We start from the raw sequence: 23,525 nt of genomic DNA, 5'->3' as shown, positions 1-23,525 counted from the left end.
GGGAACCTGCGTCTTTTGCGACACTTCCAGCCCGTGAGCCATTCCGATTCTTTCCCGTCGCCGTTCCCGCTCCGCTGGGCGGGCGAGCTGCTGCAGCTCTTGCCCGAGCGGGCGCTGTGGTGGCCCGATGCGCGCGTGCTGTTCGTGGCCGACCTGCACCTGGGCAAGGCCGCGGCCTACCGCGCGCTCGGCCAGCCGGTGCCGGGCGGCACGACGCAGGAAAACCTTGCGCGGCTCGATGCGTTGATGGCCCGGCTGGCCCCGCACCGCATCGTATTCCTCGGCGACTTCCTGCATGCGGCGCAGGCGCGCACGGTGCTCGCCGCGGTGGAGGCCTGGAGGGCGCGCCATGCCGGCATCGCGATGACGCTGGTGCGCGGCAACCACGACAGCCGTGCGGGCGATCCGCCGGATGCGCTCGGCATCGACGTGGTCGACGAGCCTTTTCTGCTCGGGCCGTTCGCCTGCTGCCACCATCCGCAGACGCATGCCACGCACTTCGTGCTCGCGGGGCACCTGCACCCCGTTTGCAGGCTCCACGGCCCGGGGCGCGACAGCGTGCGGCTGCCGTGTTTCGTGAGCGATGCGCAGCAGGCGGTGCTGCCGGCTTTCGGCGAGTTCACGGGCGGGTGGCTGATGGAGCAGGCGCCGGGGCGGCGCTTTCATGCAGTGGGTGGCGACGCGGTGTGGGCGCTGCCCGAGCAGGAATGATTTGGGCTCCTTCCCCCAGCGGGGGAGGGAGAAAGAAAGAGAAAGTCAGAGCACCACCGGCTCGTCCGGCAGTTCGTTCACGTCGATTTCGTTCTCGCCCAGCGGAAAGTGCTGCACCAGCAGGGCCGAGATTTCTTCCAGCGCCTGCGTGAGCCCGTCCTCGAAGCGGCCCTCGCGGAAGGCCGCGCCCATGCGCTGCGCCATCGCGGCCCATTCGGCATCATCGACGCGCGCGTTGATGCCGCGGTCCGCCACGATCTCGATCGCGTGCTCGGCCAGCAGCAGGTAGATCAGCACGCCGTTGTTGTGCGCGGTGTCCCACACGCGCAGCTTGCCGAACAGCGTGACGGCGCGCTCGCGCGGCGGTGCATGGCGCCACAGGTACGACATCGGCAGGCCGGCCTCGACGCAGATGCGGATCTCGCCGCTGTGGCGCCGCTCGCTCGCGGCGACGCGGCCTGCGAGGCGCTCCAGCGCGGCTGCGGGCAGCGCGCGGCGAACCTCGGACTCGTCGATCCAGCGGTGGCGCCAGATGCGGCCGAGCTTCGAGAAGAAGGTTGCGTCGGTTGCCGTCATCGTGTTCACCAGTCCCCCGACGCACCGCCGCCGCCGAAATTGCCGCCGCCGCCGGAGCTGAAACCTCCGCCGCCGCCGCCACCACCACCACCGCTCCAGCCTCCGCCGCCACCGGAACTCCAGCCGCCCCCACCGCCGCCGCCCATCCGCCCGGCACCTGCGACCAGCGAGACGATGAGCGCGACAAGCGCCGCGATCACCGCGATGGCGATGCTGGTGGTGATGAAGAACACGACCACGCCGACGCCGCCCCCCACGACCACCGTGCCCAGCTTCTTGCCGAGGATGGCGCGCGCGATCGGCGCGCCGATGAAGACGCCGACGAACAGGAAGATCGCGAGGTTCTCCCAGTCGAAGCCACCGCCGCCTCCGCCGCCGTGGCTGCCCGTGTCGCGCGAGGGCTCGGGCAGCGGCTCGCCGTCGACCAGCCCGATGAGCCGGTCCACCGCCGCGTTCAGCCCGCCCGCGAAGTCGTTGCCGCGAAAGCGCGGCTTCATCTCCTCGTCGATGATGCGCACGGCCGCAAGGTCGGGCACCGCGCCTTCGAGCGCCTTGGCGGTGGCGATGCGCATCTTGCGGTCGTCCTTGGCCACGACCACCAGCAGGCCGTCGCCGACGTCCTTGCGGCCGATCTTCCAGGCGTCGCCCACGCGCTGCGTATAGCTGGCGATGTCCTCGGGCGCGGTGGTCGGCACCATCAGCACCACGATCTGCGAGCCCTTGCGCTGCTCGAAGGCCGCGAGCTTGGTGTCGAGGCCGTTGCGCTGCGCGGCATCGAGCGTGCCGGTCTGGTCAATCACGCGCGCGGTGAGTGCGGGCACCGGCAGCAGGCCTTGCGCGAATGCGCCGCCCATCGTCAGCAGCATGAGTGCCGCCAGGAGGCGCGCGCCCCATTCCAGAAACACCGCGGAACCGGCTTTGCCGGGCCGCCGGTGTTGCCCCCGGCGAGGGGGAAGGCGCAGTGACACGAAGTGCACGAAGACTGGGGGAGTTACTTTTTCGGGGTGCTGAAGTCGACCGTCGGCGGCGTGGAAATCTGCGCCTCGTTCTGCACCGAGAAGTTCGGCTTCGGCGCGTAGCTGAAGATCTTGGCCGTGATGTTGGTCGGGAAGCTGCGTGCGAGCACGTTGTACTCCTGCACGCTCTCGATGTAGCGGTTGCGCGCCACGGTGATGCGGTTCTCGGTGCCTTCGAGCGTCACGCGCAGGTCGCGGAAGGCCTGGTTGGCCTTGAGCTCGGGGTAGCGTTCCGCCACCACCATCAGCCGCGACAGCGCCGACGAGAGCTCGCCCTGCGCCTGCTGGAACTTGTTGAAGGCCTCGGGGTTGTTAAGCGTCTCGGGCGAGACCTGGATCGAGGTGGCCTTGGCGCGCGCCTCGATCACCTTGGTGAGCGTGTCCTGTTCGAAGCTGGCCTCGCCCTTCACGGTGGCCACGATGTTGGGCACGAGGTCGGCGCGCCGCTGGTACTGGTTGAGGACCTCGCTCCAGGCCGACTTGCTGGCCTCGTCGAGGGACTGGAACTGGTTGTAGCCGCAGCCGCTCAGGGACACGACAGCCGCAAGGATCAATAGCCAGCGCTTCATCATCATTTGCATTACCTCCGCAGAAGATGCGGAAGGTAGCATAGGTGGCTCGATGTCCCTCGATCCCCTCCACGCCCTGCAGGCCGCCAACCGTGCGGTATTGCCCGTTGCTTCCGACGCCTTCGGCACCCTGCTGGTCGCCGGTGCGACTGGCGCATTGGGGGCGGAACTGCTGCGCCGGCTCGCGGGCAGCCACCGCCATGCCCACACGCGCGTGCTGGCGCGCGAGCCGATCCGCGACGGGCTGCGCGGCGTCGAGACCTGCCTGAGCCCGGCCGAGCCGATCGCGCAATGGCCGCTCACCTCCGCCCACACGGCCATCGTCGCCTTCGACCCGCCGCGGCTGTACCACGACCGCGAACGCGCGCTGTGGGTGCCCGAGCCCTCGGACCTGCCCGCGCTGGCGCGCTGGCTGCGCGCCAGCGGCGTGCAGACGCTGGCCATCGTGCAGCCGCACGACCAGGGCCGGCTGCCCGAGGCGCTCAAGCGCGGGCTCGCGAGCCTCGACGAGCAGGCGGTGGTGGCCTGCGGCTTCGAGCGCGTGATCCTCCTGCGCTCGGCGCGCAAGCCGGCGAACGCGAAGTTCGCCAATCCCCTCGAGCGGCTGGCCGCATGGATGCTGTCCGTCGTGCGCTTCATGGTGCCGAGCAGCGAGCAGCCGGTGCGCGCGTCGAAGGTGGCGGAGCTGGTCGACGTGGCGCTGCGCATCGCGCCGCCGGGCGTGCACGTGGCCGCGCCCGAGATGGTGTGGCAGGCCGCGCAGGGCGACATGCTGGCGGTGGCCGAGCGCTGGCTCAGTCCTGCCGCTTCAGCCGCGCCATTGGCGTAGCAGCTGGGCCGAATCGACCACCAGCCCGAGGTGCAGCGACACCATCGCCAGCGCCGCGCCTTCCAGATGCGGGTCGGTGCCGCGCACGAGGTCGCGCAGCACGATCACGCGGTAGTTGTGGTTGTTGGCGTCGAAGGCCGTGTTGAGCACGCAGCAGTCGGTGAAGCCGCCGTTGAGCACCACCGTCTCGATGCGCTGGTTGCGCAGCAGAAAGTCGAGGTCGGTCGGGTAGAACGCCGACAGCCGGCGCTTGCTGTCCACGCGCATGTCGCCGGGCTCGACGCGCGTGACCCACTCGGTCCACTTCGAGCCTTCGATGGCGTGCGCGTCGGCGTTCGGAATCTCGCCCACGTGCAGCGGAAAGGTGCGCCGCCACGCTGACGGAATGCCGCGGATGTCGTCCACGCCATCGGGGCGCAGCACCGACTTGATGTGCACGATGCGCACGCCGAGCGCGCGCACCTCGTCATGAAAGCTGTCGATGGGCGCCACCACGTCGCGCGCCCGGGGCGCGGGGCAGGGGCAGTCGGGGCTGTCGTCGAGGTGGCCGCGGTGCATGTCGATGGAGACGACTGCCGTGGTCGCGGGGTTCAGGTAGTCGGCGAACCGCGCCGCGTCGAGTTCGCGCTCTTCGTTGTAGACCCAGGCCTTCATCGCCGTTCTTCTCTCACATAGGGTTGACCCAGCGCACCGGGCTCTTCATCGGCGCCGCGCCGCGAGAGAGCGACCCACACCATCACGCCGAGCGTCACCGCATACGGCGTCATCATCACGAAGTACTGCGGCAGTTGCACGCCGGCCGCGGCCAGCTGCGGAATCAGCGCTTCGATGCAGCCGAACAGCACGGCGCCCGCCAGCGCCTTCCACGGCGACCAGCGCGCGAAGATCACCAGGCCCACCGCGATCCAGCCGCGCCCACCCGTCATGCCCGCGATCCACAGCTTGGTGCTGACCACCGAGATGTACGCGCCCGCCAGCCCCACGAGGGCCGAGCCTGCGAGCACGGCAGCGAAGCGCCATGCCGTCACGCGAATGCCGGCCGCGTCCGCCGCCTGCGGGTTCTCGCCCACGGCGCGCAGCCGCAGGCCGGTGGAGGTGCGTGCGAAGAACCACGCCACCGCGCCGAAGATCGGCAGCGTGAGCCACACCATCGCGTTCTGCTCGAAGAGCTTGCCCACACCCGGCAGCATCGACAGCGGCCACAGGCCCATCGCGCCGATGCCTTCGGTCGCGTGGTTGGTCCAGTCGGCCATCGAGCCCACCAACGCCGTGAGCCCCTGGCAGAAGAACACCAGCGCGAGCCCGGCAATCACCTGGTTCACGCGCAACCAGATCACCATCACCGCGAACAGCACCGACACCATGCCGGCCGCCAGCATCGCGAGCACCAGCGACACCGCCGGCTGCCCGATGGCGATCTGCGCGCCGATGCCGGCCAGCGCGCCGACCAGCATCAGCCCTTCGGCGCCGAGCGAGAGCACGCCCGCGCGCTCGCTGATGATCAGGCCCAGTGCGGCCAGCGCATACGGCACGGCGAAGTCCGGCGTGCTCGCGAGCCAGTTGAGAACGATGCTGACGCTCATGCTGCGGCCTCCCCGCCCACCCGGCGCAGCCGGTGGCGAATGAAGAAGTCGCTCGACGCCACGCACACCACGATGACCGCCTGGATCAGCTGCACCATGGAGAACGGCACCTGGTAGAACACCTGCAGGCTGCGGCCGGTGACGAACAGCGCCGCCACCAGCAGCGCCACCACCGTGGCCGCAAGCGGGTTGTTGCGCGCGAGGAAGGCAATGAGGATGCCCGAGAAGCCATAGCCCTGGTAGAAGGCCTGCGTGAGCCGGCCCTCTTGCCCCGCGACCACCGCGAAGCCCGCGAGCCCGGCCATCGCGCCCGACAGCAGCACCGCGCCATAAATAGTGCGCCGCACCGGTACGCCGTTGGCATGCGCCACGCGCGGGTTGGCATCGACGAAGCGCAGATACAGCCCCACGCGGCTCACGCTCGCCAGCCACCACGCCAGCAGCGCGACCACGCCCGCGAGCAGGATCGAGCTGCCCACGCCGGCGCCCAGCTCAGGCAGCCGCTCGAAGGCGCGGAACTGCGGCGAGTAAGGGAAGTTGTCCTTCGGGTCCTTCCAGCTGCCATAGACCAGATGCAGCAGGAAGTTGGCCGCCATGTAGTTGAGCATCAGCGTCGAGATGATCTCGTTCACGCCGAGCTTCAGCTTGAGCCACGAAGGCCCCAGCACCCACAGCAGGCCGCAGCCGATGGCAGCCGCGAACATCAGCGGCAGGCGCAGGTTTTCGGGGCCGATCTGCCACATCGAGACGGTGGTCGCGCCGATGGCGCCCCAGATCATCTGGCCTTCGAGCCCCAGGTTCCAGAAGCGCGCGCGGAAGGCGATGGAGCCCGCGAGGCCGACGAGGATCATCGGCGCGGCCTGGAACAGCACGGCGCGGAAGTTCTGGCCGTCGAAGAAGGTCTGCATGACGAACTCGTTCGCGAGTTCGTCGGCTGGTACGCCCGCCGCCACGAGGATCGCGGCGGAGATGGCGAAGCCCACGAGCAGGGCGGCCGCGAGGATCAGCGCCTGCCAGCGCCAGGCCATGTGCTGGCGGATTTCGAGCGCGTAGCGGCGGCCGGCGAGCGGCGGGGTCTTGGGAGGATGTGCCATGTCGGCTGCCAACGCTGCTTCAGCCATGGTCCACCATCGCCTGTCCGATGGCTTGCCGGTCGGCGGGCTGCGCGAATTCGCCGGCGATGCGACCGCGCGCCATCACGCCCACGCGGTCGGCCAGCTGCAGCACCTCGTCGAGGTCCTCGCTGATGAGCAGCACCGCCGCGCCGCTGTCGCGCGCGGCGCGAAGCCGCGCATGCACCTCGGCGCTGGCGCGCACGTCGAGCCCGCGGCTGGGGCTGTGCGCGAGCACCAGCGTGGGCGACTTGCCGAATTCGCGCGCCAGCACGAGCTTCTGCGCATTGCCGCCCGACAGCAGTGCGGCCTTCTGCGCGACCGAGCGCACGCCCTGCACGTCGAAGGCGCGCACGGCTTCCTGCGTATCGCTCTGGATGCGGTTGCGGCGCAGGCGCCACACGGGGCCGTAGCGGCCGGTGTGCACGCGGCCGATGGCGTAGTTCTCGGCCACCGAGAGGCCACCCGCGAGCGCGAGCCCGTAGCGGTCGGCCGGAATGGCGGCAATGCCGATGCCGCGGCGTGCCGATGCGGCCATGGCGCCATGGCCCTCGAGCCGGATCTCGCCTTCGGTGGCTTCGCCCGGCAGGCCCATGATCGCGCCCGCCAGCTCGCCCTGTCCGTTGCCGCCGACACCGGCGAGGCCGTAGATTTCACCGGCGTGCAGTTCGAGATCCACGCCGTCGAGCACGCGCCGGCCTTCGGGCGAGGCCGGCGTGCGCAGTCCGCGCACGGACAAGCGCACCGGGCCACGCGATATGGTCGAGGCCTGGAAGCCTTGCATTGCAATCGACTCACCCACCGTGAGCTTCACCAGCTCGGCAACAGAGGCTTCGTTGGGCCGCAGCGTGGCCACCGTGCACCCGCCGCGCATCACCGTCACGCGGTCGGCATACGTCTTCACGTCGGCCATCTTGTGCGTGACCAGCACCACGGCCGCCCCGGCGCGCGCCAGCCCTCGTACCGTTTGCAGCAGGCGCGAGGCCTCCTGGTCGGTCAGCACGGCCGTGGGCTCGTCGAGGATCAGGATGCGTGCGCCCGCGAGCAGCACCTTGAGGATCTCGACGCGCTGCTGTTCGGCAATCGAAAGCGCATCGATGCGCTTCGACGGATCGATGTCGAAGCCCAGCTCCGAGGCCTTGTTGCGAATGTCGCGCTCGATCTCGCGAAGCCGCTCGCCATGGCTTTGAAACTCGGCCGGCGGCGGTGCCGTGAGCAGAATGTTCTGCGCCACCGTGAAAGGCCGCACCAGCTTGAAATGCTGGTGAACCATGCCGATACGGTGCTTCGCTGCGTCGCGCGGACCGGCGAAGCGCACCGCGTTGTCGTCCACCATCAGTTGCCCGGCCTCGGGCGCATAGAGCCCGGCCGCGATGTTCATCAGCGAAGACTTGCCCGCGCCGTTCTCGCCCAGCAACGCATGCACCTCGCCCCAGCGCGCGGCAAAGTGAGCGTCGGTCAATGCCGCGAAGCCGTCGAAGGACTTGCGGATGCCGGTGAGTTCGAGCGCATTGGGCATGAGGTTCCGGAGGCCTTGCTTGCTTACTTCTGCGTAACCACGCCCTTGACGAACCAGTCCATCTTCCACAGGTCCGCATCGGACAGCACCGCGCCCTTGGCCACGCGCTCCTTGCCGTCGCGGTCGGCGAGCGGGCCGGCGTAGACCTGCTTGCCCTTCATGATCGCGTCGCGCTCGGCGGTGATGAGCGTGGCCTTGTCCTTGGGCACCGCGGGGCCAAACCCCGCAATGTCGGTGCCGCCGTCCTTCATCTCGATGAAGGCTCCGTATGGCGAAGGCTTCCATCCACCCGCCATCACCTTCTTCAGTTCGGGTGTCAGGAAGCGGTCCCACACCCACACCGACGAGCACAGCGTGGCCTTGGGCGCGAACTGGCGCAGGTCGCGGTGGTGGCCGGTGCCGTACACGCCGCGTTCCTGCGCGACGATCTGCGGCGTGGGGCTGTCGACGTGCTGGCCGATCACGTCGGCGCCCTGGTCGATCAGTGCGGCGGCGGCGGCGCGTTCCTTCACCGGGTCGTTCCAGGCGCCGGTGTAGATCACGTTGACCGTGGCGTTCGGGTTCATCTTCTGCGCGCCGAGAGCGAAGGCGTTGATGGTCCAGTTCACCACGCCGAAGGGATTGGCCGCGACGAAGCCGAGCTTGCCGGTCTTCGACGCCGCGCCGGCCGCCATGCCGCAGAGATACTGGCTCTCGTAGGTGCGGCCGTAGAAGGATTCGAGGTTGCTGCCGTTGGTGGTGCCCGAGCCGTTGAGGAAGGCCACGTCGGGGTACTTGGCTGCCAGGTCCTTGAAGCTGTCGGAGTAGCCGAAGGCCGTGCCGATCACGATGTTGGCGCCGCGCTGGATGAACTTCTCGGCCGCGGGCTTGATGGCCGAGGCGTCTTCCGGCACGTTCTCGACGAACTGGATCTTCTGGCCGATTTCCTTCTCGACCTTCGCTCGGGCTTCGTCGAAGGCCTGCGTCCAGCCGCCGTCGTTCTTCGGGCCGAAGTAGAGCATCGCGATCTTCGGCTTGTCCTTCAGCGTGAAGCCATCGGCGGCCGCGGCGGGCAGCGTGGTGAAGAACGCGCCGCCGGCCGCGATGGTCATCGCGAGGCCCAGGCCGGGAGTGAGGGTGCGCAGCTGCTGCATGGAACTACCTTGGGTGAGGGGCTTTGAAGAAAGGGAGGGACGAGAAAATCGAAAACGGGCAGTGCGCGTCACATCATGAAGTTGATGCGGAACACATTGCCCTCGGGGTCCAGCAGCACCGACTGGTACCAGTTGTAGTAGGTGACGTACGGCGGCTTGACGAGCGTGGCACCCGCTTCGAGCGCAACGGGCACCATGCGGTCGACGTCGGCTTGGCTGTCGACGTCGATGTTCAGCAGGAACTTGACGCCGCGCGTGTCGGAGAACTCGGCGAGGTGCAGCAGTTCGTAGGCATCGAGCGCGTTGAAGCCCAGGCTCGACTTGCCGGTGTCCAGCCCGCGGAAGATCGGCGAGCGGATCGCCTCGATCTCGGCGAAGCCGAACACGCGCTGGTAGAAGCCGCTGAGTGCGACCACGTCCTTCGCGAAGACGTTGACGTAAGACAGGTGGGCCATGCGTTCAGGCCGTCACTTTGGTGCCGCCGAAGGTCGTCTGCTTGACGAACTTCGATGTGAGGTGGTCGCCCGAGGAGATGGGCGCGTACTTCGCCTCTTCGCCCGGCGCGAGGCAGCTCGGCAGGCACTCGACCATCGCGTCGTAGTTGGGCTGATGGAAGAACACCAGCGACTGCCGGCGGTTGGTGCTCGCCACCTCGAACGGCGGATTGATCACGCGGTGCAGCGTGGACACCCATTGGTCGTTGGTCCACTGCATCATGAGGTCGGCGATGTTGACCACCAGGCCGCCTTCGACCTGCGGCACGTCGACCCACTGGCCGGCTTTGTTGAAAACCTGCAGGCCCTTGTCGTCGGGCAGCACGATGGTGAGGCTGCCGTAGTCGCTGTGCGCGCCCGCACGCAGCTGGCCGGGCAGCGGCTGTTCGCGCTGGGGCGGATAGCTCAGCACGCGGAACATGCTGATGTGCCTGTCGATCTTGTCGTCGAAGAAGGTCTCGGGCAGCGACAGGCCGAGCGCGAAGACGCGCATCAGCGAGCGCGAAAGATCGCTCATCGCCTCGAAGTAGCCTTCATAGGCTTCGCGGAAACCTTCGATGGGCGGCCAGCTGTTGGGCTCGAAGTGCGGTCCGGCGGCGGGACCGCGGTGGTAGTCGTCGTTCGGCACGTTCGACGGGCCGATGGAGAACGATTCCTTCAGGTCGCCCGGCGCCGCTTCTTCGAGGCTGTACGAAAGGCCTTCCTCGCCCACTGCGCTGTAGCCGCGCACCGCGTCTTCGCGCGGGCGATCGACCTTGCGCTTCTCGCCCAGCGGCATGTCGAAGAACCTGCGCGAGAGCGACGACACGCGCGAGATCAGCTCGGGCGAAATGCCGTGGTTGGTGATGACCAGGAAGCCGATGCTGCGGCAGGCCGCATCGACCTTCTTCGCGACCTCGGCCTTGCCTTCGGCAGTGCCGGCGAAGTAGGGCGCGAGATCGATGATGGGGACGGACAGCAGGGTCATGGCAGGTTCCTCATGCTTGGCATGCCTTTCGCCATGCAACGTCTGTGCCAGTTGGACCAAATGGACAAAACGCATCCGTCGCGTCAGCATGGTGCGCAACCTTGCGCCGCGAAGGCAACAGCGGCGCAAGGCGATGCACCGTGGCCTTACAGTGGTGCGCCGTCTGCCGATTCATGAACTAGAGCGAGGGAAGATGCCGAAGACCAAAGCGCTGGCCGCAAGCGCCAGCAAAGAGAGCCCGGTGCGCAAGCGCGCCAAGCCCGCGGTGCGCAGCGCGTCCGCGGTGAACCGCCGGCTGCGCCAGATCGAGGACAAGCGCAGTGCGATCCTTGGCGCGGCGCTGGGGTTGTTCTCGCGCTTCGGCCTGCACGGCACGTCGATCGACCAGGTGGCGGCGCGCGCCGATGTGTCGAAGAGCAACCTGCTCTATTACTTCGCGAACAAGGAAGAGCTTTACGTCAATGTGCTGCGAGACCTGCTGGCGCTGTGGCTCGAACCGCTGCGCGGCTTCAGCGCCGAGCAGGACCCGGGCGAGGCCATCGGCGGCTACATCCGCCGCAAGCTGGTGGTGTCGCGCGACCGGCCCGATGCGTCGCGGTTGTTCTGCCTTGAAATGATCCAGGGCGCGCCGCTGCTGCGCGATGAACTCGACCGTGAGCTGCGCACGCTGGTGGAGAAAAAATCGGAAGTGATTCGCGCGTGGATCGAGGCCGGCAAGCTGGCGCCGGTCGACCCGCATCACCTGATTTTCGCGCTGTGGGCGGTGACGCAGCACTACGCGGACTTCGGCGTGCAGGTGCAGGCGCTGACGGGCCACACGCTGGACGATGCGGCGTTCTTCGAGCAGACCGTGGAGAGCGTTCAGCGCATCGTGCTGCAAGGCGTTGCGCCCCGCTGAATCTTGCCTTGCTCCCTCTCCCTCTGGGGGAGGGTTGGGGTGGGGGCAAGCAGCGTGTCCATCGAGCGCTCTGCCTGCCCCCATCCCAGCCTTCCCCCAGAGGGGGGAAGGAGCAATTCAAAGGCATTGCCTGCGAATGCAGAAGGGTAAGAAGCGTCAGTGCTGCGGCGGCGCAGCGATCTCGTGATAGCTCCTGTCGAAGTAGATCAGCCCCTGCGCCGCGCCACCGATGGCAATCGCCACCGCTTCGCAGAACAGCACGTCATGCGTGCCCGCGCTCGTTGAATGCACCACGCGGCAGTCGAAGGACACGGCCGCGTCGTCGAGCATCGGCGAGCCCGTGGTCTTGTGGCTCCAGTTGCCGGCGGCGAAGCGTTCGTCCATCGGCGTCTTGCCGCCGAACAGCGCGGAGAGCGACTGGTGCCCCGCGGCCAGCACGTTCACGCACAGCACGCCGTTGGCCTTGAACGCCGGATACACCGAGGCCGAGCGGTTCAGGCACACCAGCAGCGTCGGCGGTTCGTCGGTCACGCTGCACACGGCCGAGGCCGTGAAGCCGGCGCGGCCTGCGGGGCCGTCGGTGGTGATGATGTTCACCGCGGCGCCCAGGCGTGCCATTGCATTGCGGTAGTCGGCCTTCGGCAGGCCCGTAGGCAGGCCGGGTGGGTTCGATGCTGCAGGGTGGGAGGCCATGGCGTTCAGCATGTCGTGACTCTTTCAGGCCAGCACACAGGCTTCGTCGAAGGGCAGCCGCGGCAGGCGGCCGAACACCTTCGACGCATCGCCGTGGCCCAGGTTGATGAGGAAGTTGGTGGTCCAGTCGGTGCCCTCGAAGAAGGCGGCATCGACCTTCGCCTTGTCGAAGCCCGACATCGGCCCGGCGTCGAGGCCGACCGCGCGCGCGGCGAGCAGCAGGTAGCCCGCCTGCAGGCTGGCATTGCGGAAGGCGGTCTCGTGCGCGGCCTCGGGGCTGCCGGTGAACCAGCTGCGCGCGTCGGCATGCGGGAACAGCGTGGGCAGCTTGTCGTAGAACCTGCGGTCCCATGCGGCGATGACCGTAACGGGTGCGGCCATTGTCTTGTCGAGGTTGCCCTTGGAGAGCGCCGGTGCGAGGCGCTGTTTGCCTTCAGGCGTGCGCACGAACACGAAGCGGGCAGGCGAGCAGTTGGCCGAGGTCGGGCCGAGGCTTGCGAGCGCGTAGATCTGCTGCAGTTGTGCATCGGTGACCGGTTCGCCGGTCCAGCCGTTGTGGCTGCGCGCGCCGGTGAAAAGCAGCGACAGCGCGGCGTCGTCGAGTGTGGTGGAAAGCGTTTGGGTCATGCGGGAACGGCGGGTGCGCTGACCCGGGAAAGAAAGTCGAGCAGGCTGCGGTTGAAGGCTTCGGCCTCGGTCACGCTGTGGGCATGGCCGCCGTGCGGCATGAAGTCGAGCGTGACGTCGCGCAGGCCATCGGCCAGGCGCTGCGAGCAGGTCCAGGGCACGAGCGCGTCGTCCTTGGCTGCGGCGACCAATGCAGGGGCGGCGATGTCGGCGAGGCGCGCGTCGATGTCGAAGGCCCGCAGCGCGGCGATGCGCGCGCGCATGTTGGCTTCGCCGGGGAAATGCGCGAAGGCGTGGTCGACTTCGTCGGCGACGCGCTGCGCGTGTTCGGCGCACCAGGCAGACGGGTACAGGAAGATCGGTTGCGCTTCCACGTATGCGCGCGGGCCGCAGGCGCCGAGCAGCGCGAGCCGCGCGTCGAAGCAGCGCGCCGAATGCGGATTGGGCCGGGACCATGCATTGATGAGCACGAGACTCGCGATGCGCGAGGGCGCATCCAGCGCGAGCTGCAGGCCCACCAGGCCGCCGAGCGCATGGCCCGCGAAGTGGCATTGCGAAGTCTTCGTGGCATCGAGGATGCCGAGCACGTCCTGCGCCATGTGTTCGATGGCATACGCATCGGGCAGCGCAGCGGGGCTGCGGCCCGTACCGCGCTGGTCGTATGCGATGACGCGGTGCCCGGCGGCGACCAGTGCGCCGAGCTGCGGCTGCCAGAAACCCGCCGAGCCACCGAGGCCGGACGACAGCAGCACGGTGGCCGCCGCATCGGCCGGCCCATGCACTTCGTAGTGCAGCGACGGCATGAGTGTCAGGCCTTCTTGCCGACGTGTGCGATCGAGGCGATCTCGATCAGCGCATCGGGCTTCACGAGGCCGCACTGGATGCAGTAGCGCGCGGGCTTGGTGCCGGGAAAGAACTCGGCATACACCGCGTTGATCTTCGCGTAGTCGGCCCAGTCCTTGAGCATGATCTGGTTGAAGGTCACGTCGTCCATGGTGCCGCCCGCGGCTTCGACCACGCCCTGGATGATGGTGAGTACATGCCTTGCCTGTGCGCTCGCGTCGCCGACGTGGACCACGTTGTTGTCCTTGTCGAAGGGCAGCGTGCCCGACACGTAGAGCACGCCGTCGGCGAGCGTGCCGGGGACGTAGGGGGCGAGCGGTACGCCGGTGCCGGGCGGGATGATGGCTTGCTTGGGCATGAGGGGAGGCTCCTTGAAGTGAATCAGGCGATGGCCGTTTCGGCCGGTGCGGGTTGGGTGATCGATGAAGGCGCGAAGATGCGGCAGAAGTCGTCCATCGTGGAGACCCATCCGAAGAAGGTCTCGACGTTGTAGACCGATGCCTTCTGGATCGCAGGGCCGCCGAGTTCGTGCGTGGCGTCTTCGAGCATCACGGCGAAGTATTCGAGGTGGAAGGCATCGCGCAGCGTCGATTCGACGCACACGTTGGTCGCGATGCCGGTGAACACCAGGTGGCGGATGCCGCGTGCACGCAGCGTGCTGTCGAGCGTGCTGTTGAAGAAGCCGCTGTAGCGCGTCTTCGGCACGACGATGTCGCCGGGCTGTGGCTTAATCTCTTCGATGAGGTCGTAGTCCCAGCCGCCCTTGGCGAGGAACTTGCCCTGCAGCTCGGGCCTGGCGCGCATGGTCTTGAGCGCGTTCGACTTGTGCCAGTTCGGCGAGCCGGGGCCGCCGGCTTCGATGTACGCCGCGTCCCAGCCGTTCTGCAGGAACACAACGAGCATGCCGGCCGCGCGTGCCGCTGCGATGGTGCGCGCGATGTTCGCGATGGTGCCTTGCGCGCCCGAGATGTCGAAGCCTGCCGAGTCGACATACCCGCCGATGGAGGCGTAGGCGTTCTGCATGTCGACGACGATCAGCGCGGAATCGGTCGCGTGCAGCGCCAGTGGCTCGGGGCGCGCGGGCAGCACCTGCGGTGCGGGGGCGCCGGGCAGCCGCGGTGCGCCAACGGGGATGTTCGATGTGAGAGTCGTGTTGCGTGCGGGAGTGCTCACGTGATGCTCCTGCTCAGGCCGCGAGGCGCTCGGGCTCGGCCTGCGAAGGCACGGGGCTCTGCACATGCGCGCGGCTCTTCATGAGCGGCTGGATGCGCTCGCCGAAGGCTTCGACGCCCTGCACGAAATCGTCGAAGGTCAGCAGCACGCCTTCGGTGCCGGGCACCTCTGCCATTTCGTCGAGCAGGCGCGCGACGGTGGCGTAGGAGCCGACCAGCGTGCCCATGTTGATGTTGACGGCGGAGGTCGGGTCGGTCATCTGGCGCACGTTGGTGTCGGCGCCCGACTTGGTGTCGGCTGCGCCCTGCTGGCCCAGCCATGCAATCGCTTCATGGTCGGCGCCGGCCTTGTAGTGCTCCCACTTGGCGCGCGCGGCGTCATCGGTCTCGTCGGCGATCACCATCATCAGCACGTAGGTGGTGACGCTGCGGCCGGTCTTCGCGGTGGCCTCGATGAGCTTCTCGGCCGCGGGCGCGAAGGCCTTGGGCGTGTTCACGCCCTTGCCGAAGCAGAAGTTGTAGTCGGCGTACTTCGCGGAAAAGTCCATGCCCGCATCGCTCTGGCCCGCGCAGATCACCTTCATGTCGGCCTGCGGCTGCGGGCTCAGGCGGCAGTCGTCCATCTTGAAATGGTCGCCCTTGAAGTCGGACTGGCCGGTGCCCCAGAGGTCGCGCAGCACCTGGATGTATTCGCTGAGGTACTGGTAGCGCGTGCCGAAGAACTGGTCGCCGGGCCACATGCCCATCTGCGAGTACTCGGGCCGCTGCCAGCCGGTGACGAGGTTGAGGCCGAAGCGGCCATTGGAAATGGAGTCGATGGTCGACGCCATGCGCGCCACGATGGCCGGTGGCATCACCAGCGAGGCGGCCGTGGCAAACAGCTTGATCTTGCTGGTGACGGCGGCGAGGCCGGCCATCAGCGTGAAGGATTCGAGGTTGTGGTCCCAGAACTCCGTCTTGCCGCCGAAGCCGCGCAGCTTGATCATAGACAGCACGAAGTCGACACCGTAGCGCTCGGCCTTCAGGGTGATCTGCTTGTTGAGTTCGAAGCTGGGCTTGTACTGCGGCGCGTTTTCGGAAAGCAGCCAGCCGTTGTTGCCGATGGGAATGAAGATGCCGACGTTCATGAAAGCGCTCCTGTTGCGAGGTTGCGAAGCTCCTGGCATGCGCCGTGCCAGTTGAATAAGTTGTTTTAAATCAATGGGTTAGGGAAAAATTGCATCCATGTTTTGACCATTTGGTCCAAAGTGGAGCAGGTGTTCTGCCGGGATCGCGGCAGCACGGTGCAGCATGGACCAAAGAGGTGCAGTGCCGCCGTCACGCACGGCGCGGCAAAATCACGCCATGCCCAAGACCCCACTCCGCGCCGCCGCGGCCATCGGCGGCACTGCCGACGACGTCGAAGCGGCCTTCTACGAAGCGCTGCAGCGCGGCGACATCGACGCGCTGATGGCCTGCTGGGCCGACGAGGACGAGGTGTTCTGCGTGCATCCCGGGGGCCCGCGGCTGGTGGGGGCCGTGGCGATCCGCGCGGCCTTCGAGCAGATGTTCGGCAACGGCGCGATCCACGCCACGCCGGCGCGGGTGCGCAAGATCGAGTCGCTCGCCAGCGCCGTGCACAACGTGCTCGAACGCATCGAGGTGCTCACGGCCGAGGGCCCGCGCCATGCCTTCGTGCTGGCCACCAACGTCTATCACAAAACCGTCCAGGGCTGGCGCATGGTGGCGCACCATGCAAGCCCGGGCAGTGCGCGCGAACCGGACGAAGCGAACGATCCGCCCCAGGTCCTGCACTGATGTCTTCCTTCGTCGCCACCTCCGGTCCCGTTTCCGCGCCCCAGCCGCTGGACTACGCGGCGCCGCGCTGGCTGCCCGGCGGCAACCTGCAGACCATCTGGGCCGCGCTCTATGCGAAGCGCTTCGACGGGCCGGCCCCGGTCTACCGGCGCGAGCGCTGGCCCACGCCCGACAGCGACTTCATCGACGTCGACTTCGTCGATGCGCCAATGCCGGGCCCGAGGCCGTTGCTGGTGCTGTTCCACGGGCTCGAAGGCTCGTCGCGCAGCCACTACGCCGAAGCCTTTGCCGCATTCGCCGCATCTCGCGGCATGGCCTTCGCCGTGCCGCATTTCCGCGGCTGCAGCGGCGAGCTGAACCTGGCGCCGCGCGCTTACCACTCGGGCGACTTCGAGGAGATCGGCTGGATCCTCGCGCGCATGCGCGACCAGCATGCACGCAAGGGCGGCGGGCCGGTGCTGGCGGCGGGCGTGTCGCTCGGCGGCAATGCGCTGATGCGCTGGGCCTCGGAGGCGGGCGAGAGCGCCTCCGGCGTGGTGAGCGCCGTGGCATCGGTCAGCGCGCCGCTCGACCTCGCGGCGGGCGGCGAAGCCATCGGGCAGGGCTTCAACCGGCTGGTCTACACGCGCATGTTCCTCGCGACCATGAAGCCCAAGGCGCTGGCCAAGCTGGAGCAGTTCCCGGGGCTGTTCGACCGCGAGCGGCTGATGTCGTCGCGCAACCTCTACGACTTCGACAACGTCTTCACCGCCCCGCTGCACGGCTTTCGCGATACCGAGGACTACTGGACGCGCGGCTCAGCCAAGCCGCACCTGGCCTCGGTGCGCGTGCCCGCACTGGTGGTGAACGCCCGCAACGACCCGTTCATTCCCGCGGCGAGCCTGCCGAAGCCCGGCGAGGTCGGCGCGCACGTCACGCTGTGGCAGCCCGCGCACGGCGGGCACGTCGGCTTTCCGATGGGCCCGCCGCCGGGGCATGTGCGCGGCATGCCGGAGCGGGTCGGCGGCTGGCTGGCAACGCACGTCTGAGGGCGAGCAAAATAGCGCGATGGACGACATCGTCAAACAAGCCCTCGCCAAATGGCCCAACGTGCCGCACTGTTACGGCTGGCTCGGCCTCGACGCGCGCGGCAACTGGTACATGCGCGACGACCGCACCCAGGCCATGGGCCCGTTCCGCGCGGCCAAGGGCTCGATGCTCAGGCACGACAAGCTGATCGACTTCATCCACCGCAACTACGAGCACGACGACGAGGGCCAGTGGTTCTTCCAGAACGGGCCGCAGCGCGTGTATGTGGAGCTGGAGGCTGCGCCGCTGGTGTGGCGCGTGGCCGAAAAGGAGGGCGGTGGGTTCACCGTCACGTCCCACACCGGCAAGGCGGTGGAGGTGTCGGGCTGCCTGCTCGATGGTGAAGGCCGGCTCTATCTGGTCTCGCCCCTCGGGCTTGGACTGGTGCACACGCAGGACGTGGGCATCGCCGCCGAGGCGGTCGAGCGAGGCCTGTGGACGCCGGAGGCGGTGCAGGCCAGCGAACTGCCCGACCGCTTCGGCCATGTGCTGAGCCCGGCGCAGCGCCATGCCGGCACGGCTTCCGCGCCGGCGAAGCCCTGAACTCCGCAGCCTGCCGATCCGCCAATGAAGAAAGCCGGCGCTGGGCCGGCTTCTTCGTGTGACTAGGGGAAACGCTTACTTGGCAGGAGCACTGGCCGCAGAGGCTGCGCCTTCAGCGGGGGCTGCGGCTGCCGGGCGGTCGGGCACCGGGAACTTGGCGCCGCCGGCATTGGCCATGTAGACCACGGCGCGGCCCACTTCGAGGTCTTCGAAGTCGCCGCCACCTTGCGCGGGCATGGCGCCCTTGCCCTTCAGGGCATGTTCGAGGAGGGTGGCATAGCCCTGGCCGATGCGCGGGCCCCAGGCGGCCGCGTCCTGGAAGTGCGGTGCGCCGGGAATGCCGGGCGCGCCGTGGCAGGCGACGCACTGGGCCTTGAACACGGCCTCGCCTGCAGCGAGCGGGCGGTTGGCGTCGCGGATCTCGATGGTGCCGACCTTCCTGAGGCGTTCGGCCACTTCGCGGTCGCGCGCTTCCTTGGTCACGCCGTAGAGCGCCATGTTGTCGCCTTCCGCGGTGCCGGCGGGCTTGGTGCCCGAGACCACGTAGGAGACAAGACCCACGATGATCAGGATCGGGGCAATGAAGGAGAAAAATACCGCGAGCAGCAGTTGCTTCGGGTTCTTGATCGGCCCGGTGTGGGCTTCTTCTGTGGCCTGGTAATGCGGGTCTGCGCTCATTGGCGTCCTCAATAACGGGGGCTCGTCGGGGGGCTTTTCCTAACCAACCGGCGATTATAGAGAGGCCCCTTGCCCGAAGGGACAAGGGACCACCCTTATCGAGCGCCTCGGCGCATCAACCCTTGTCGCGTGCGGCCCAGCCGCCGCCCAGCGTCTTGTACAGCGTGACCTGGTTCTGCAACTGCAGCAGGCGTGTCGTCACGGCCGATTGCTGCGCGGTGAACAGCGAGCGCTGCGCGTCGAGCAGATCGAGCGCGCTGGCGATGCCGTTGCGGTAGCGCAGGTCGGAGAGCTTGAATCGCACGGCTTCCGCGTCGGCCTGCGCACGCTGCGCGCGCACCTGCTCGCCCAGGGTGGCGCGGCCCGCGAGCGCATCGGCCACTTCGCGGAACGCCGTCTGGATCGACTTCTCGTACTGCGCCACCGCGATCTCGCGCCCGGCCTTGGCCGAATCGAGCGTGGCGATGTTGCGGCCGGCATTGAAGATCGGCAGTGTCACCGACGGCGCGAACGACCAGGCCTTGGAGCCGCGGTCGAACAGGCCCGAGAACTCGCTGCTCGCGGTGCCGATGGAGCTCGTCAGCGACACGCGCGGGAAGAAGTTCGCGCGCGCGGCGCCGATGTTGGCGTTGGCCGCGATCAGCTGCTGCTCGGCCGAACGGATGTCGGGCCGCTCGGCCAGCAGGTCCGAAGGCAGGCCAGCCGGCACGTCGGGCATCGGCTTGATCCCGTCGAGGCCCTTGATTCCGCCCGACGTGGCTTCGGCCGGCACCGGCGCGCCCAGCAGCAGGGCGAGGGCGTTCTCGTCCTGCAGGCGCGCACGCTGCTGCTGCGCATAGGAAGCGCGCGCCGTTTCCAGCAGCGAGTTCGCGGCCTGGAAGTCGAGCTCCGACGACACGCCGTTGTCGAAGCGCATCTTCGTGAGGCGCACCGACTCCTCGCGCGTGACCATCGTCTGGCGCGTGATCTCCAGCAACTCGTCGTCGGCCAACAGCGTGAGCCAGCCGTTGGCGACCGACGCGATCAGGCTGATCTGCACCGCCTTGCGCGTCTCGTCCGTGGCGAGGTACTGCGCCAGCGCCTGGTCCTTCAGCGCGCGGATGCGGCCGAAGAAGTCGATTTCCCAGGACGTGAAGCCGACGCTGACGCTGTACTGCGAGGCCACGCTGCCGGCGCTGCTGTTGTAGACCTGAGCCGGGTTGGGGCTCGAGCGCGAGCCGCTGCCCGTCAGGCCGAGTGCCGGGAACAGATTCGAGCGCTCGATCTGGAACTGCGCGCGCGCCTGCTCGATGTTGAGCACCGACACCCGCAGGTCGCGGTTGTTCGTGAGCGCCGTCTGGATCAGGCCTGCGAGCCGCGGGTCGGTGAAGAAGTCCTGCCAGGGCAGGTCGGCCGCGGCCTGGCCGGGCGGTTGCGCCGGGTCGCCCGGGAAGGTGGTCGGCACCGGCGCCGCGGGACGCTCGTAGGTCGGAATCAGCGAGCAGCCAGCCAGCAGCATTGCCGCGGCCAGGGCTGTGGGAATCAATTTTTTAGTCATGTGCTTTCTCTTCCGTGATGCCGGCGGCTTCCGCATGCCGCTTGTCGACCTCATGCTGGCGCGCACTGCCCTTGAACAGCGTGCGCACCACGACGAAGAACACCGGAACGAAGATCACGGCGAGTGCCGTACCCGTCACCATGCCGCCGAGCACACCCGTGCCGATGGCGCGCTGGCTGGCCGAACCGGCGCCCGAGGCGATCACCAGCGGCACCACGCCCAGGCCGAAGGCCAGCGAGGTCATGATGATCGGGCGGAAACGCAGATGGGCTGCGGCCAGCGCCGCTTCGATGACGCCCTTGCCCTGCGCCTGCAGATCCTTGGCGAACTCGATGATCAGAATCGCGTTCTTCGCCGAGAGGCCGATGATGGTGATCAGCCCCACCTGGAAGTACACGTCGTTCGAATAGGCGCGCAGCATCGTGGCCAGCAGCACGCCCAGCACGCCGAGCGGCACCACCAGAATCACCGACAGCGGGATCGTCCAGCTTTCGTACAGCGCGGCCAGGCACAGGAACACCGCCAGGATCGCGAAGCCGTACAGGATGATGGCCTGCGAACCCGCGAGCTTTTCTTCACGCGACTGGCCGGTCCATTCGAAGCCGAAGCCTTGCGGCAGCTGCTTGGCCAGCTTTTCCATCTCGGCCATGGCGGCGCCCGTGCTGAAGCCCGCGGCGGCGGAGCCGCTGATGCGGATCGCGGGATAGCCGTTGTAGCGCACCGTCTGCGTGGCGCCCGTGACCCACTTGGTGGTCGCGAAGGCCGACAGCGGCACCGGCTGGCCCTGCGTGTTGCTGGCGTTCAGCTTGAGCAGGTCGTCGGGCTGCATGCGTGCGGGCGCATCGGCCTGCACCACCACGCGCTGCAGGCGGCCGCGGTTCGGGAAGTCGTTGATGTAGCTCGAACCCAGGCCCGTCGACAGCGTTGCGTTGATCGCATCGAAGGTCACGCCCAGGGCGCTGGCTTTGTCGCGGTCGATGTCGATCTGCAGTTGCGGCGCGTCTTCCAGGCCGTCGGGGCGAACCTGCGTCAGGATCTTGCTCTGCGAAGCCATGCCCAGCAGCTGGTTGCGTGCGTTGATCAGCGCCTCGTGGCCTGCGCCCGAGCGGTCCTGCAGCCGGAAGCTGAAACCGCTCGCGTTGCCCAGTTCGGGAATGGGCGGCGGGCTCAACGGGTAGATGAAGGCGTCGCGGATGCCCGAGAGCGCCCCGAAGGCACGTCCGGCCAGCGCGCTGGCCGAGTGGGCCGGATCTTTGCGTTCTTCCCAGTCCTTGAGCGTCACGAAGGCGAGGCCCGCGTTCTGGCCCTGGCCCGAGAAGCTGAAGCCCATCACGCCCACCATGCTCTGCACTTCGGGCTGCTTGAGGATGAAGCCTTCGACCTGCTGCATGACCGACAGCGCGCGCTCCTGCGTCGCACCCGGCGGCAGCTGCACGTTGACGATGATGTTGCCCTGGTCTTCTTCCGGCAGGAAGGAGCTCGGCAGGCGTGTGTAGGTGAACACCACCGCGCCGATGATCGCGACGTAGATGACCAGGTAGCGCGCGGCGCGGCGCAGGATGCGTGCGACGATGCCTTCGTAGCCCTTGGCCGTGCGCGTGAAACCGCGGTTGAACCAGCCGAAGAAGCCGGTCTTCTCATGGTGGTGGCCTGCTTCCACGGGCTTGAGCAGCGTGGCGCACAGCGCCGGCGTGAGCGACAGCGCCATGAAGGCCGAGAAGCCGATCGACGTCACCATCACCGCCGAGAACTGGCGGTAGATGTTGCCCGTCGAACCCGCGAAGAATGCGAGCGGCACGAACACCGAGATCAGCACCACCGTCACGCCGATGATGGCGCCGGAGATCTGCCTCATGGCCTTGCGCGCGGCTTCGAGCGGCGAGAGCCCCTCCTCGCTCATGATGCGCTCGACGTTCTCCACCACCACGATGGCGTCGTCCACCACGATGCCGATCACCAGCACCATGCCGAACATGGTCAGCACGTTGATCGAGAAGCCGAGTGCGAGCAGCGAGGCGAACGTGCCCAGCAGCGAGATGGGCACCACGATGGTCGGGATGAGCGTGTAGCGCCAGTTCTGCAGGAACAGGAACATCACGATGAACACCAGCGCCACGGCTTCCAGCAGCGTCTTGACCACTTCGGTGATCGAGATCTGCACGAAGCGCGAGCTGTCGTATGGAATGTTCCACTTCACGCCCGGCGGAAAGAAGCGCTCGAGCTCGGTCATCTTGGCGCGGATCGCCTTGGCCGACTGCAGCGCGTTGCCGTTCGGCGTGGGCTGCACGCCGATGCCGACCGCGGGCACGCCGTTCAGGCGCGCCGAGGTCGCATACGACTGGCCGCCGAGCTCGACGCGTGCCACGTCCTTCAGCCGCACGGTCGAGCCGTCGGTGTTGGCGCGCAGCACGATGTTCTTGAACTGCTCCACGTTGGCGAGCTGGCCGTTCACCACCACGGTGGCCGCGATGGCCTGGCCGGGAATGTTGGGCAGGTCGCCGATCGTGCCGGAGGACACCTGGGCGTTCTGCGCCTTGATCGCGTTGTTCACGTCGGTGGCCGACAGGTTGAAGCCCTGCAGCTTGGCCGGATCGATCCACACGCGCATCGCGTTCTCGGTGCCGAACAGCTGGGCCTGGCCCACGCCCACCACGCGTTGCAGCTCGGGCACGATGTTGCGCGAGGCGTAGTCACCGAGCGCGACGGGGTCGAAGTTCGGGTTGTCCGAAGACAGCATCGCGAACAGCAGGAAGTTGTTGCGCGACTTGTCCACGCGCACACCCTGCTGTGTCACGGCGGCCGGCAGGCGCGGCGTGGCGCGCGAGAGCCGGTTCTGCACATCCACCTGCGCGAGGTCGGGGTTGGTGCCGGCCTCGAAGCTGATCGTGATGGAGCCGGTGCCGTCGGCCTGGGCCACCGATTCCATGTAGATCAGGCCCGGCGAGCCGTTCATCTCGCGCTCGATGACGGACAGCACGCTGTCCTCCAGCGTCTGCGCCGAGGCGCCGGGATAGGCGGTGTTGATGACGATGGCGGGCGGCGCCACCGGCGGGTACTGCGAGATCGGCAGCTGGGTGATTGCCACGCTGCCCATCACCAGGATGAACAGCGCGATCACCCACGCGAAGATCGGGCGGTCGATGAAAAATTTGGCCATTTG

General features: G+C 67.9%; 25 protein-coding genes. 6 read left to right on the top strand and 19 right to left on the bottom strand.

Features of this window, described 5'->3' with window-relative positions; genetic code table 11:
* Positions 1-33 precede the first annotated feature (33 nt).
* Positions 34-711: a ligase-associated DNA damage response endonuclease PdeM gene (gene pdeM / locus AC1DFC_RS10445; protein WP_478179198.1), complete on the top strand. Its 678-nt coding sequence runs from the start codon at positions 34-36 to the stop codon at positions 709-711.
* A 45-nt stretch (positions 712-756) separates the two neighbouring features.
* On the opposite strand, the gene AC1DFC_RS10440 is transcribed toward pdeM, so the two are convergent.
* From AC1DFC_RS10440 to AC1DFC_RS10430, 3 genes are all read right to left on the bottom strand, one after another.
* Complete coding sequence (locus tag AC1DFC_RS10440; RefSeq protein WP_007830225.1) at positions 757-1,287, bottom strand: TPM domain-containing protein; 531 nt, start codon at positions 1,285-1,287, stop codon at positions 757-759.
* A 5-nt stretch (positions 1,288-1,292) separates the two neighbouring features.
* Positions 1,293-2,153, bottom strand: a complete 861-nt coding sequence (locus tag AC1DFC_RS10435) for a TPM domain-containing protein (RefSeq protein WP_478179223.1) — start codon at positions 2,151-2,153, stop codon at positions 1,293-1,295.
* A 125-nt stretch (positions 2,154-2,278) separates the two neighbouring features.
* A complete protein-coding gene (locus tag AC1DFC_RS10430; protein WP_007838488.1) occupies positions 2,279-2,878 on the bottom strand; it encodes a LemA family protein in 600 nt (199 codons plus the stop codon).
* A 46-nt stretch (positions 2,879-2,924) separates the two neighbouring features.
* Here AC1DFC_RS10430 and AC1DFC_RS10425 point away from each other — a divergent pair, with 46 nt between their 5' ends.
* Entirely contained in the window at positions 2,925-3,701 is a 777-nt protein-coding gene (locus AC1DFC_RS10425) for a hypothetical protein (RefSeq protein ID WP_007838490.1), read from the top strand.
* On the opposite strand, the gene AC1DFC_RS10420 is transcribed toward AC1DFC_RS10425, so the two are convergent.
* The 7 genes from AC1DFC_RS10420 to AC1DFC_RS10390 all read right to left on the bottom strand — a co-directional run bounded on the left by AC1DFC_RS10420 (position 3,681) and on the right by AC1DFC_RS10390 (position 10,509).
* A complete protein-coding gene (locus AC1DFC_RS10420) occupies positions 3,681-4,355 on the bottom strand; it encodes a cysteine hydrolase family protein (protein ID WP_478179197.1) in 675 nt (224 codons plus the stop codon). The genes AC1DFC_RS10425 and AC1DFC_RS10420 overlap by 21 nt on opposite strands.
* Positions 4,352-5,284, bottom strand: a complete 933-nt coding sequence (locus tag AC1DFC_RS10415) for an ABC transporter permease (protein ID WP_478179196.1) — start codon at positions 5,282-5,284, stop codon at positions 4,352-4,354. Before AC1DFC_RS10415 ends, AC1DFC_RS10420 begins: the two co-directional genes overlap by 4 nt.
* Positions 5,281-6,405, bottom strand: a complete 1,125-nt coding sequence (locus AC1DFC_RS10410; protein WP_478179195.1) for an ABC transporter permease — start codon at positions 6,403-6,405, stop codon at positions 5,281-5,283. Before AC1DFC_RS10410 ends, AC1DFC_RS10415 begins: the two co-directional genes overlap by 4 nt.
* Entirely contained in the window at positions 6,398-7,915 is a 1,518-nt protein-coding gene (locus AC1DFC_RS10405) for an ABC transporter ATP-binding protein (protein WP_478179194.1), read from the bottom strand. The genes AC1DFC_RS10410 and AC1DFC_RS10405 overlap by 8 nt, the downstream gene beginning before the upstream one ends.
* A gap of 23 nt (positions 7,916-7,938) precedes the next feature.
* Positions 7,939-9,048 (bottom strand): BMP family ABC transporter substrate-binding protein, encoded by a 1,110-nt coding sequence (locus AC1DFC_RS10400; RefSeq protein ID WP_413313306.1) that lies wholly within the window; start codon positions 9,046-9,048, stop codon positions 7,939-7,941.
* A 68-nt stretch (positions 9,049-9,116) separates the two neighbouring features.
* Positions 9,117-9,503 (bottom strand): VOC family protein, encoded by a 387-nt coding sequence (locus tag AC1DFC_RS10395; protein WP_413331651.1) that lies wholly within the window; start codon positions 9,501-9,503, stop codon positions 9,117-9,119.
* Positions 9,504-9,507: 4 nt separating this feature from the next.
* Positions 9,508-10,509, bottom strand: a complete 1,002-nt coding sequence (locus AC1DFC_RS10390) for an isopenicillin N synthase family dioxygenase (protein ID WP_007838509.1) — start codon at positions 10,507-10,509, stop codon at positions 9,508-9,510.
* Between the two features lie 193 nt (positions 10,510-10,702).
* Between AC1DFC_RS10390 and rutR the strand changes: the two genes are divergently transcribed.
* Positions 10,703-11,407: an HTH-type transcriptional regulator RutR gene (gene rutR, locus AC1DFC_RS10385; protein ID WP_413313304.1), complete on the top strand. Its 705-nt coding sequence runs from the start codon at positions 10,703-10,705 to the stop codon at positions 11,405-11,407.
* A gap of 156 nt (positions 11,408-11,563) precedes the next feature.
* On the opposite strand, the gene rutF is transcribed toward rutR, so the two are convergent.
* Genes rutF through rutA form a run of 6 tightly spaced genes read right to left on the bottom strand, consistent with a single transcriptional unit; the run spans position 11,564 to position 15,869 of the window.
* Positions 11,564-12,112 carry an NADH-dependent FMN reductase RutF gene (gene rutF / locus AC1DFC_RS10380; protein WP_413313302.1) on the bottom strand — a complete coding sequence of 183 codons (549 nt, stop codon included), beginning with the start codon at positions 12,110-12,112 and terminating at the stop codon, positions 11,564-11,566.
* 12 nt (positions 12,113-12,124) lie between these two features.
* A complete protein-coding gene (locus AC1DFC_RS10375) occupies positions 12,125-12,727 on the bottom strand; it encodes a malonic semialdehyde reductase (RefSeq protein WP_007837396.1) in 603 nt (200 codons plus the stop codon).
* The gene (gene rutD / locus AC1DFC_RS10370) at positions 12,724-13,530 is read right to left on the bottom strand and encodes a pyrimidine utilization protein D (protein WP_478179193.1); all 807 of its coding nucleotides are present in this window, start codon (positions 13,528-13,530) and stop codon (positions 12,724-12,726) included. The genes AC1DFC_RS10375 and rutD overlap by 4 nt, the downstream gene beginning before the upstream one ends.
* 5 nt (positions 13,531-13,535) lie before the next feature.
* Positions 13,536-13,928 carry a pyrimidine utilization protein C gene (gene rutC, locus AC1DFC_RS10365; RefSeq protein WP_007837393.1) on the bottom strand — a complete coding sequence of 131 codons (393 nt, stop codon included), beginning with the start codon at positions 13,926-13,928 and terminating at the stop codon, positions 13,536-13,538.
* A 23-nt stretch (positions 13,929-13,951) separates the two neighbouring features.
* Entirely contained in the window at positions 13,952-14,743 is a 792-nt protein-coding gene (rutB, locus tag AC1DFC_RS10360) for a pyrimidine utilization protein B (RefSeq protein WP_478179192.1), read from the bottom strand.
* A 13-nt stretch (positions 14,744-14,756) separates the two neighbouring features.
* A complete protein-coding gene (rutA, locus tag AC1DFC_RS10355) occupies positions 14,757-15,869 on the bottom strand; it encodes a pyrimidine utilization protein A (RefSeq protein ID WP_478179191.1) in 1,113 nt (370 codons plus the stop codon).
* 217 nt (positions 15,870-16,086) lie between these two features.
* Here rutA and AC1DFC_RS10350 point away from each other — a divergent pair, with 217 nt between their 5' ends.
* Genes AC1DFC_RS10350 through AC1DFC_RS10340 form a run of 3 tightly spaced genes read left to right on the top strand, consistent with a single transcriptional unit; the run spans position 16,087 to position 18,150 of the window.
* A complete protein-coding gene (locus AC1DFC_RS10350; protein WP_007837388.1) occupies positions 16,087-16,539 on the top strand; it encodes a YybH family protein in 453 nt (150 codons plus the stop codon).
* Positions 16,539-17,567, top strand: coding sequence for a YheT family hydrolase (locus AC1DFC_RS10345; protein WP_413331644.1), 1,029 nt, complete (start codon positions 16,539-16,541; stop codon positions 17,565-17,567). Before AC1DFC_RS10350 ends, AC1DFC_RS10345 begins: the two co-directional genes overlap by 1 nt.
* Before the next feature lie 19 nt (positions 17,568-17,586).
* The gene (locus AC1DFC_RS10340; RefSeq protein WP_007837384.1) at positions 17,587-18,150 is read left to right on the top strand and encodes a DUF2946 family protein; all 564 of its coding nucleotides are present in this window, start codon (positions 17,587-17,589) and stop codon (positions 18,148-18,150) included.
* 75 nt (positions 18,151-18,225) lie between these two features.
* Here the strand turns inward: AC1DFC_RS10340 and AC1DFC_RS10335 are convergent, their stop codons facing one another.
* The 3 genes from AC1DFC_RS10335 to AC1DFC_RS10325 form a co-directional block, all read right to left on the bottom strand.
* Entirely contained in the window at positions 18,226-18,828 is a 603-nt protein-coding gene (locus tag AC1DFC_RS10335) for a c-type cytochrome (RefSeq protein WP_007837382.1), read from the bottom strand.
* Between the two features lie 115 nt (positions 18,829-18,943).
* A complete protein-coding gene (locus tag AC1DFC_RS10330) occupies positions 18,944-20,365 on the bottom strand; it encodes an efflux transporter outer membrane subunit (RefSeq protein WP_007837380.1) in 1,422 nt (473 codons plus the stop codon).
* Positions 20,358-23,522 carry an efflux RND transporter permease subunit gene (locus tag AC1DFC_RS10325; RefSeq protein ID WP_478179190.1) on the bottom strand — a complete coding sequence of 1,055 codons (3,165 nt, stop codon included), beginning with the start codon at positions 23,520-23,522 and terminating at the stop codon, positions 20,358-20,360. Before AC1DFC_RS10325 ends, AC1DFC_RS10330 begins: the two co-directional genes overlap by 8 nt.
* Positions 23,523-23,525 lie beyond the last annotated feature (3 nt).

The organism is Variovorax sp. 10L421, from assembly GCF_056395365.1.
The sequence above is the reverse complement of the archived record's forward strand: the minus strand, read 5'-3'. Positions and strand labels throughout refer to the sequence as shown.

Bases quoted from the DNA above. Each gene is read 5' to 3' on its own strand.
- AC1DFC_RS10430 (WP_007838488.1), bottom strand. From the start codon at position 2,878: ATGATGATGAAGCGCTGGCTATTGATCCTTGCGGCTGTCGTGTCCCTG.
- AC1DFC_RS10415 (WP_478179196.1), bottom strand. From the start codon at position 5,284: ATGAGCGTCAGCATCGTTCTCAACTGGCTCGCGAGCACGCCGGACTTC.
- AC1DFC_RS10335 (WP_007837382.1), bottom strand. From the start codon at position 18,828: ATGAGCGCAGACCCGCATTACCAGGCCACAGAAGAAGCCCACACCGGG.
- AC1DFC_RS10375 (WP_007837396.1), bottom strand. From the start codon at position 12,727: ATGACCCAAACGCTTTCCACCACACTCGACGACGCCGCGCTGTCGCTG.
- AC1DFC_RS10350 (WP_007837388.1), top strand. From the start codon at position 16,087: ATGCCCAAGACCCCACTCCGCGCCGCCGCGGCCATCGGCGGCACTGCC.
- AC1DFC_RS10405 (WP_478179194.1), bottom strand. From the start codon at position 7,915: ATGCCCAATGCGCTCGAACTCACCGGCATCCGCAAGTCCTTCGACGGC.
- rutA (WP_478179191.1), bottom strand. From the start codon at position 15,869: ATGAACGTCGGCATCTTCATTCCCATCGGCAACAACGGCTGGCTGCTT.
- AC1DFC_RS10390 (WP_007838509.1), bottom strand. From the start codon at position 10,509: ATGACCCTGCTGTCCGTCCCCATCATCGATCTCGCGCCCTACTTCGCC.
- rutR (WP_413313304.1), top strand. From the start codon at position 10,703: ATGCCGAAGACCAAAGCGCTGGCCGCAAGCGCCAGCAAAGAGAGCCCG.
- AC1DFC_RS10420 (WP_478179197.1), bottom strand. From the start codon at position 4,355: ATGAAGGCCTGGGTCTACAACGAAGAGCGCGAACTCGACGCGGCGCGG.
- AC1DFC_RS10435 (WP_478179223.1), bottom strand. From the start codon at position 2,153: ATGCTGCTGACGATGGGCGGCGCATTCGCGCAAGGCCTGCTGCCGGTG.
- AC1DFC_RS10395 (WP_413331651.1), bottom strand. From the start codon at position 9,503: ATGGCCCACCTGTCTTACGTCAACGTCTTCGCGAAGGACGTGGTCGCA.
- AC1DFC_RS10400 (WP_413313306.1), bottom strand. From the start codon at position 9,048: ATGCAGCAGCTGCGCACCCTCACTCCCGGCCTGGGCCTCGCGATGACC.
- rutD (WP_478179193.1), bottom strand. From the start codon at position 13,530: ATGCCGTCGCTGCACTACGAAGTGCATGGGCCGGCCGATGCGGCGGCC.
- AC1DFC_RS10345 (WP_413331644.1), top strand. From the start codon at position 16,539: ATGTCTTCCTTCGTCGCCACCTCCGGTCCCGTTTCCGCGCCCCAGCCG.
- rutC (WP_007837393.1), bottom strand. From the start codon at position 13,928: ATGCCCAAGCAAGCCATCATCCCGCCCGGCACCGGCGTACCGCTCGCC.
- AC1DFC_RS10330 (WP_007837380.1), bottom strand. From the start codon at position 20,365: ATGACTAAAAAATTGATTCCCACAGCCCTGGCCGCGGCAATGCTGCTG.
- AC1DFC_RS10410 (WP_478179195.1), bottom strand. From the start codon at position 6,405: ATGGCTGAAGCAGCGTTGGCAGCCGACATGGCACATCCTCCCAAGACC.
- AC1DFC_RS10325 (WP_478179190.1), bottom strand. From the start codon at position 23,522: ATGGCCAAATTTTTCATCGACCGCCCGATCTTCGCGTGGGTGATCGCG.
- AC1DFC_RS10425 (WP_007838490.1), top strand. From the start codon at position 2,925: ATGTCCCTCGATCCCCTCCACGCCCTGCAGGCCGCCAACCGTGCGGTA.
- AC1DFC_RS10340 (WP_007837384.1), top strand. From the start codon at position 17,587: ATGGACGACATCGTCAAACAAGCCCTCGCCAAATGGCCCAACGTGCCG.
- AC1DFC_RS10440 (WP_007830225.1), bottom strand. From the start codon at position 1,287: ATGACGGCAACCGACGCAACCTTCTTCTCGAAGCTCGGCCGCATCTGG.
- rutF (WP_413313302.1), bottom strand. From the start codon at position 12,112: ATGCTGAACGCCATGGCCTCCCACCCTGCAGCATCGAACCCACCCGGC.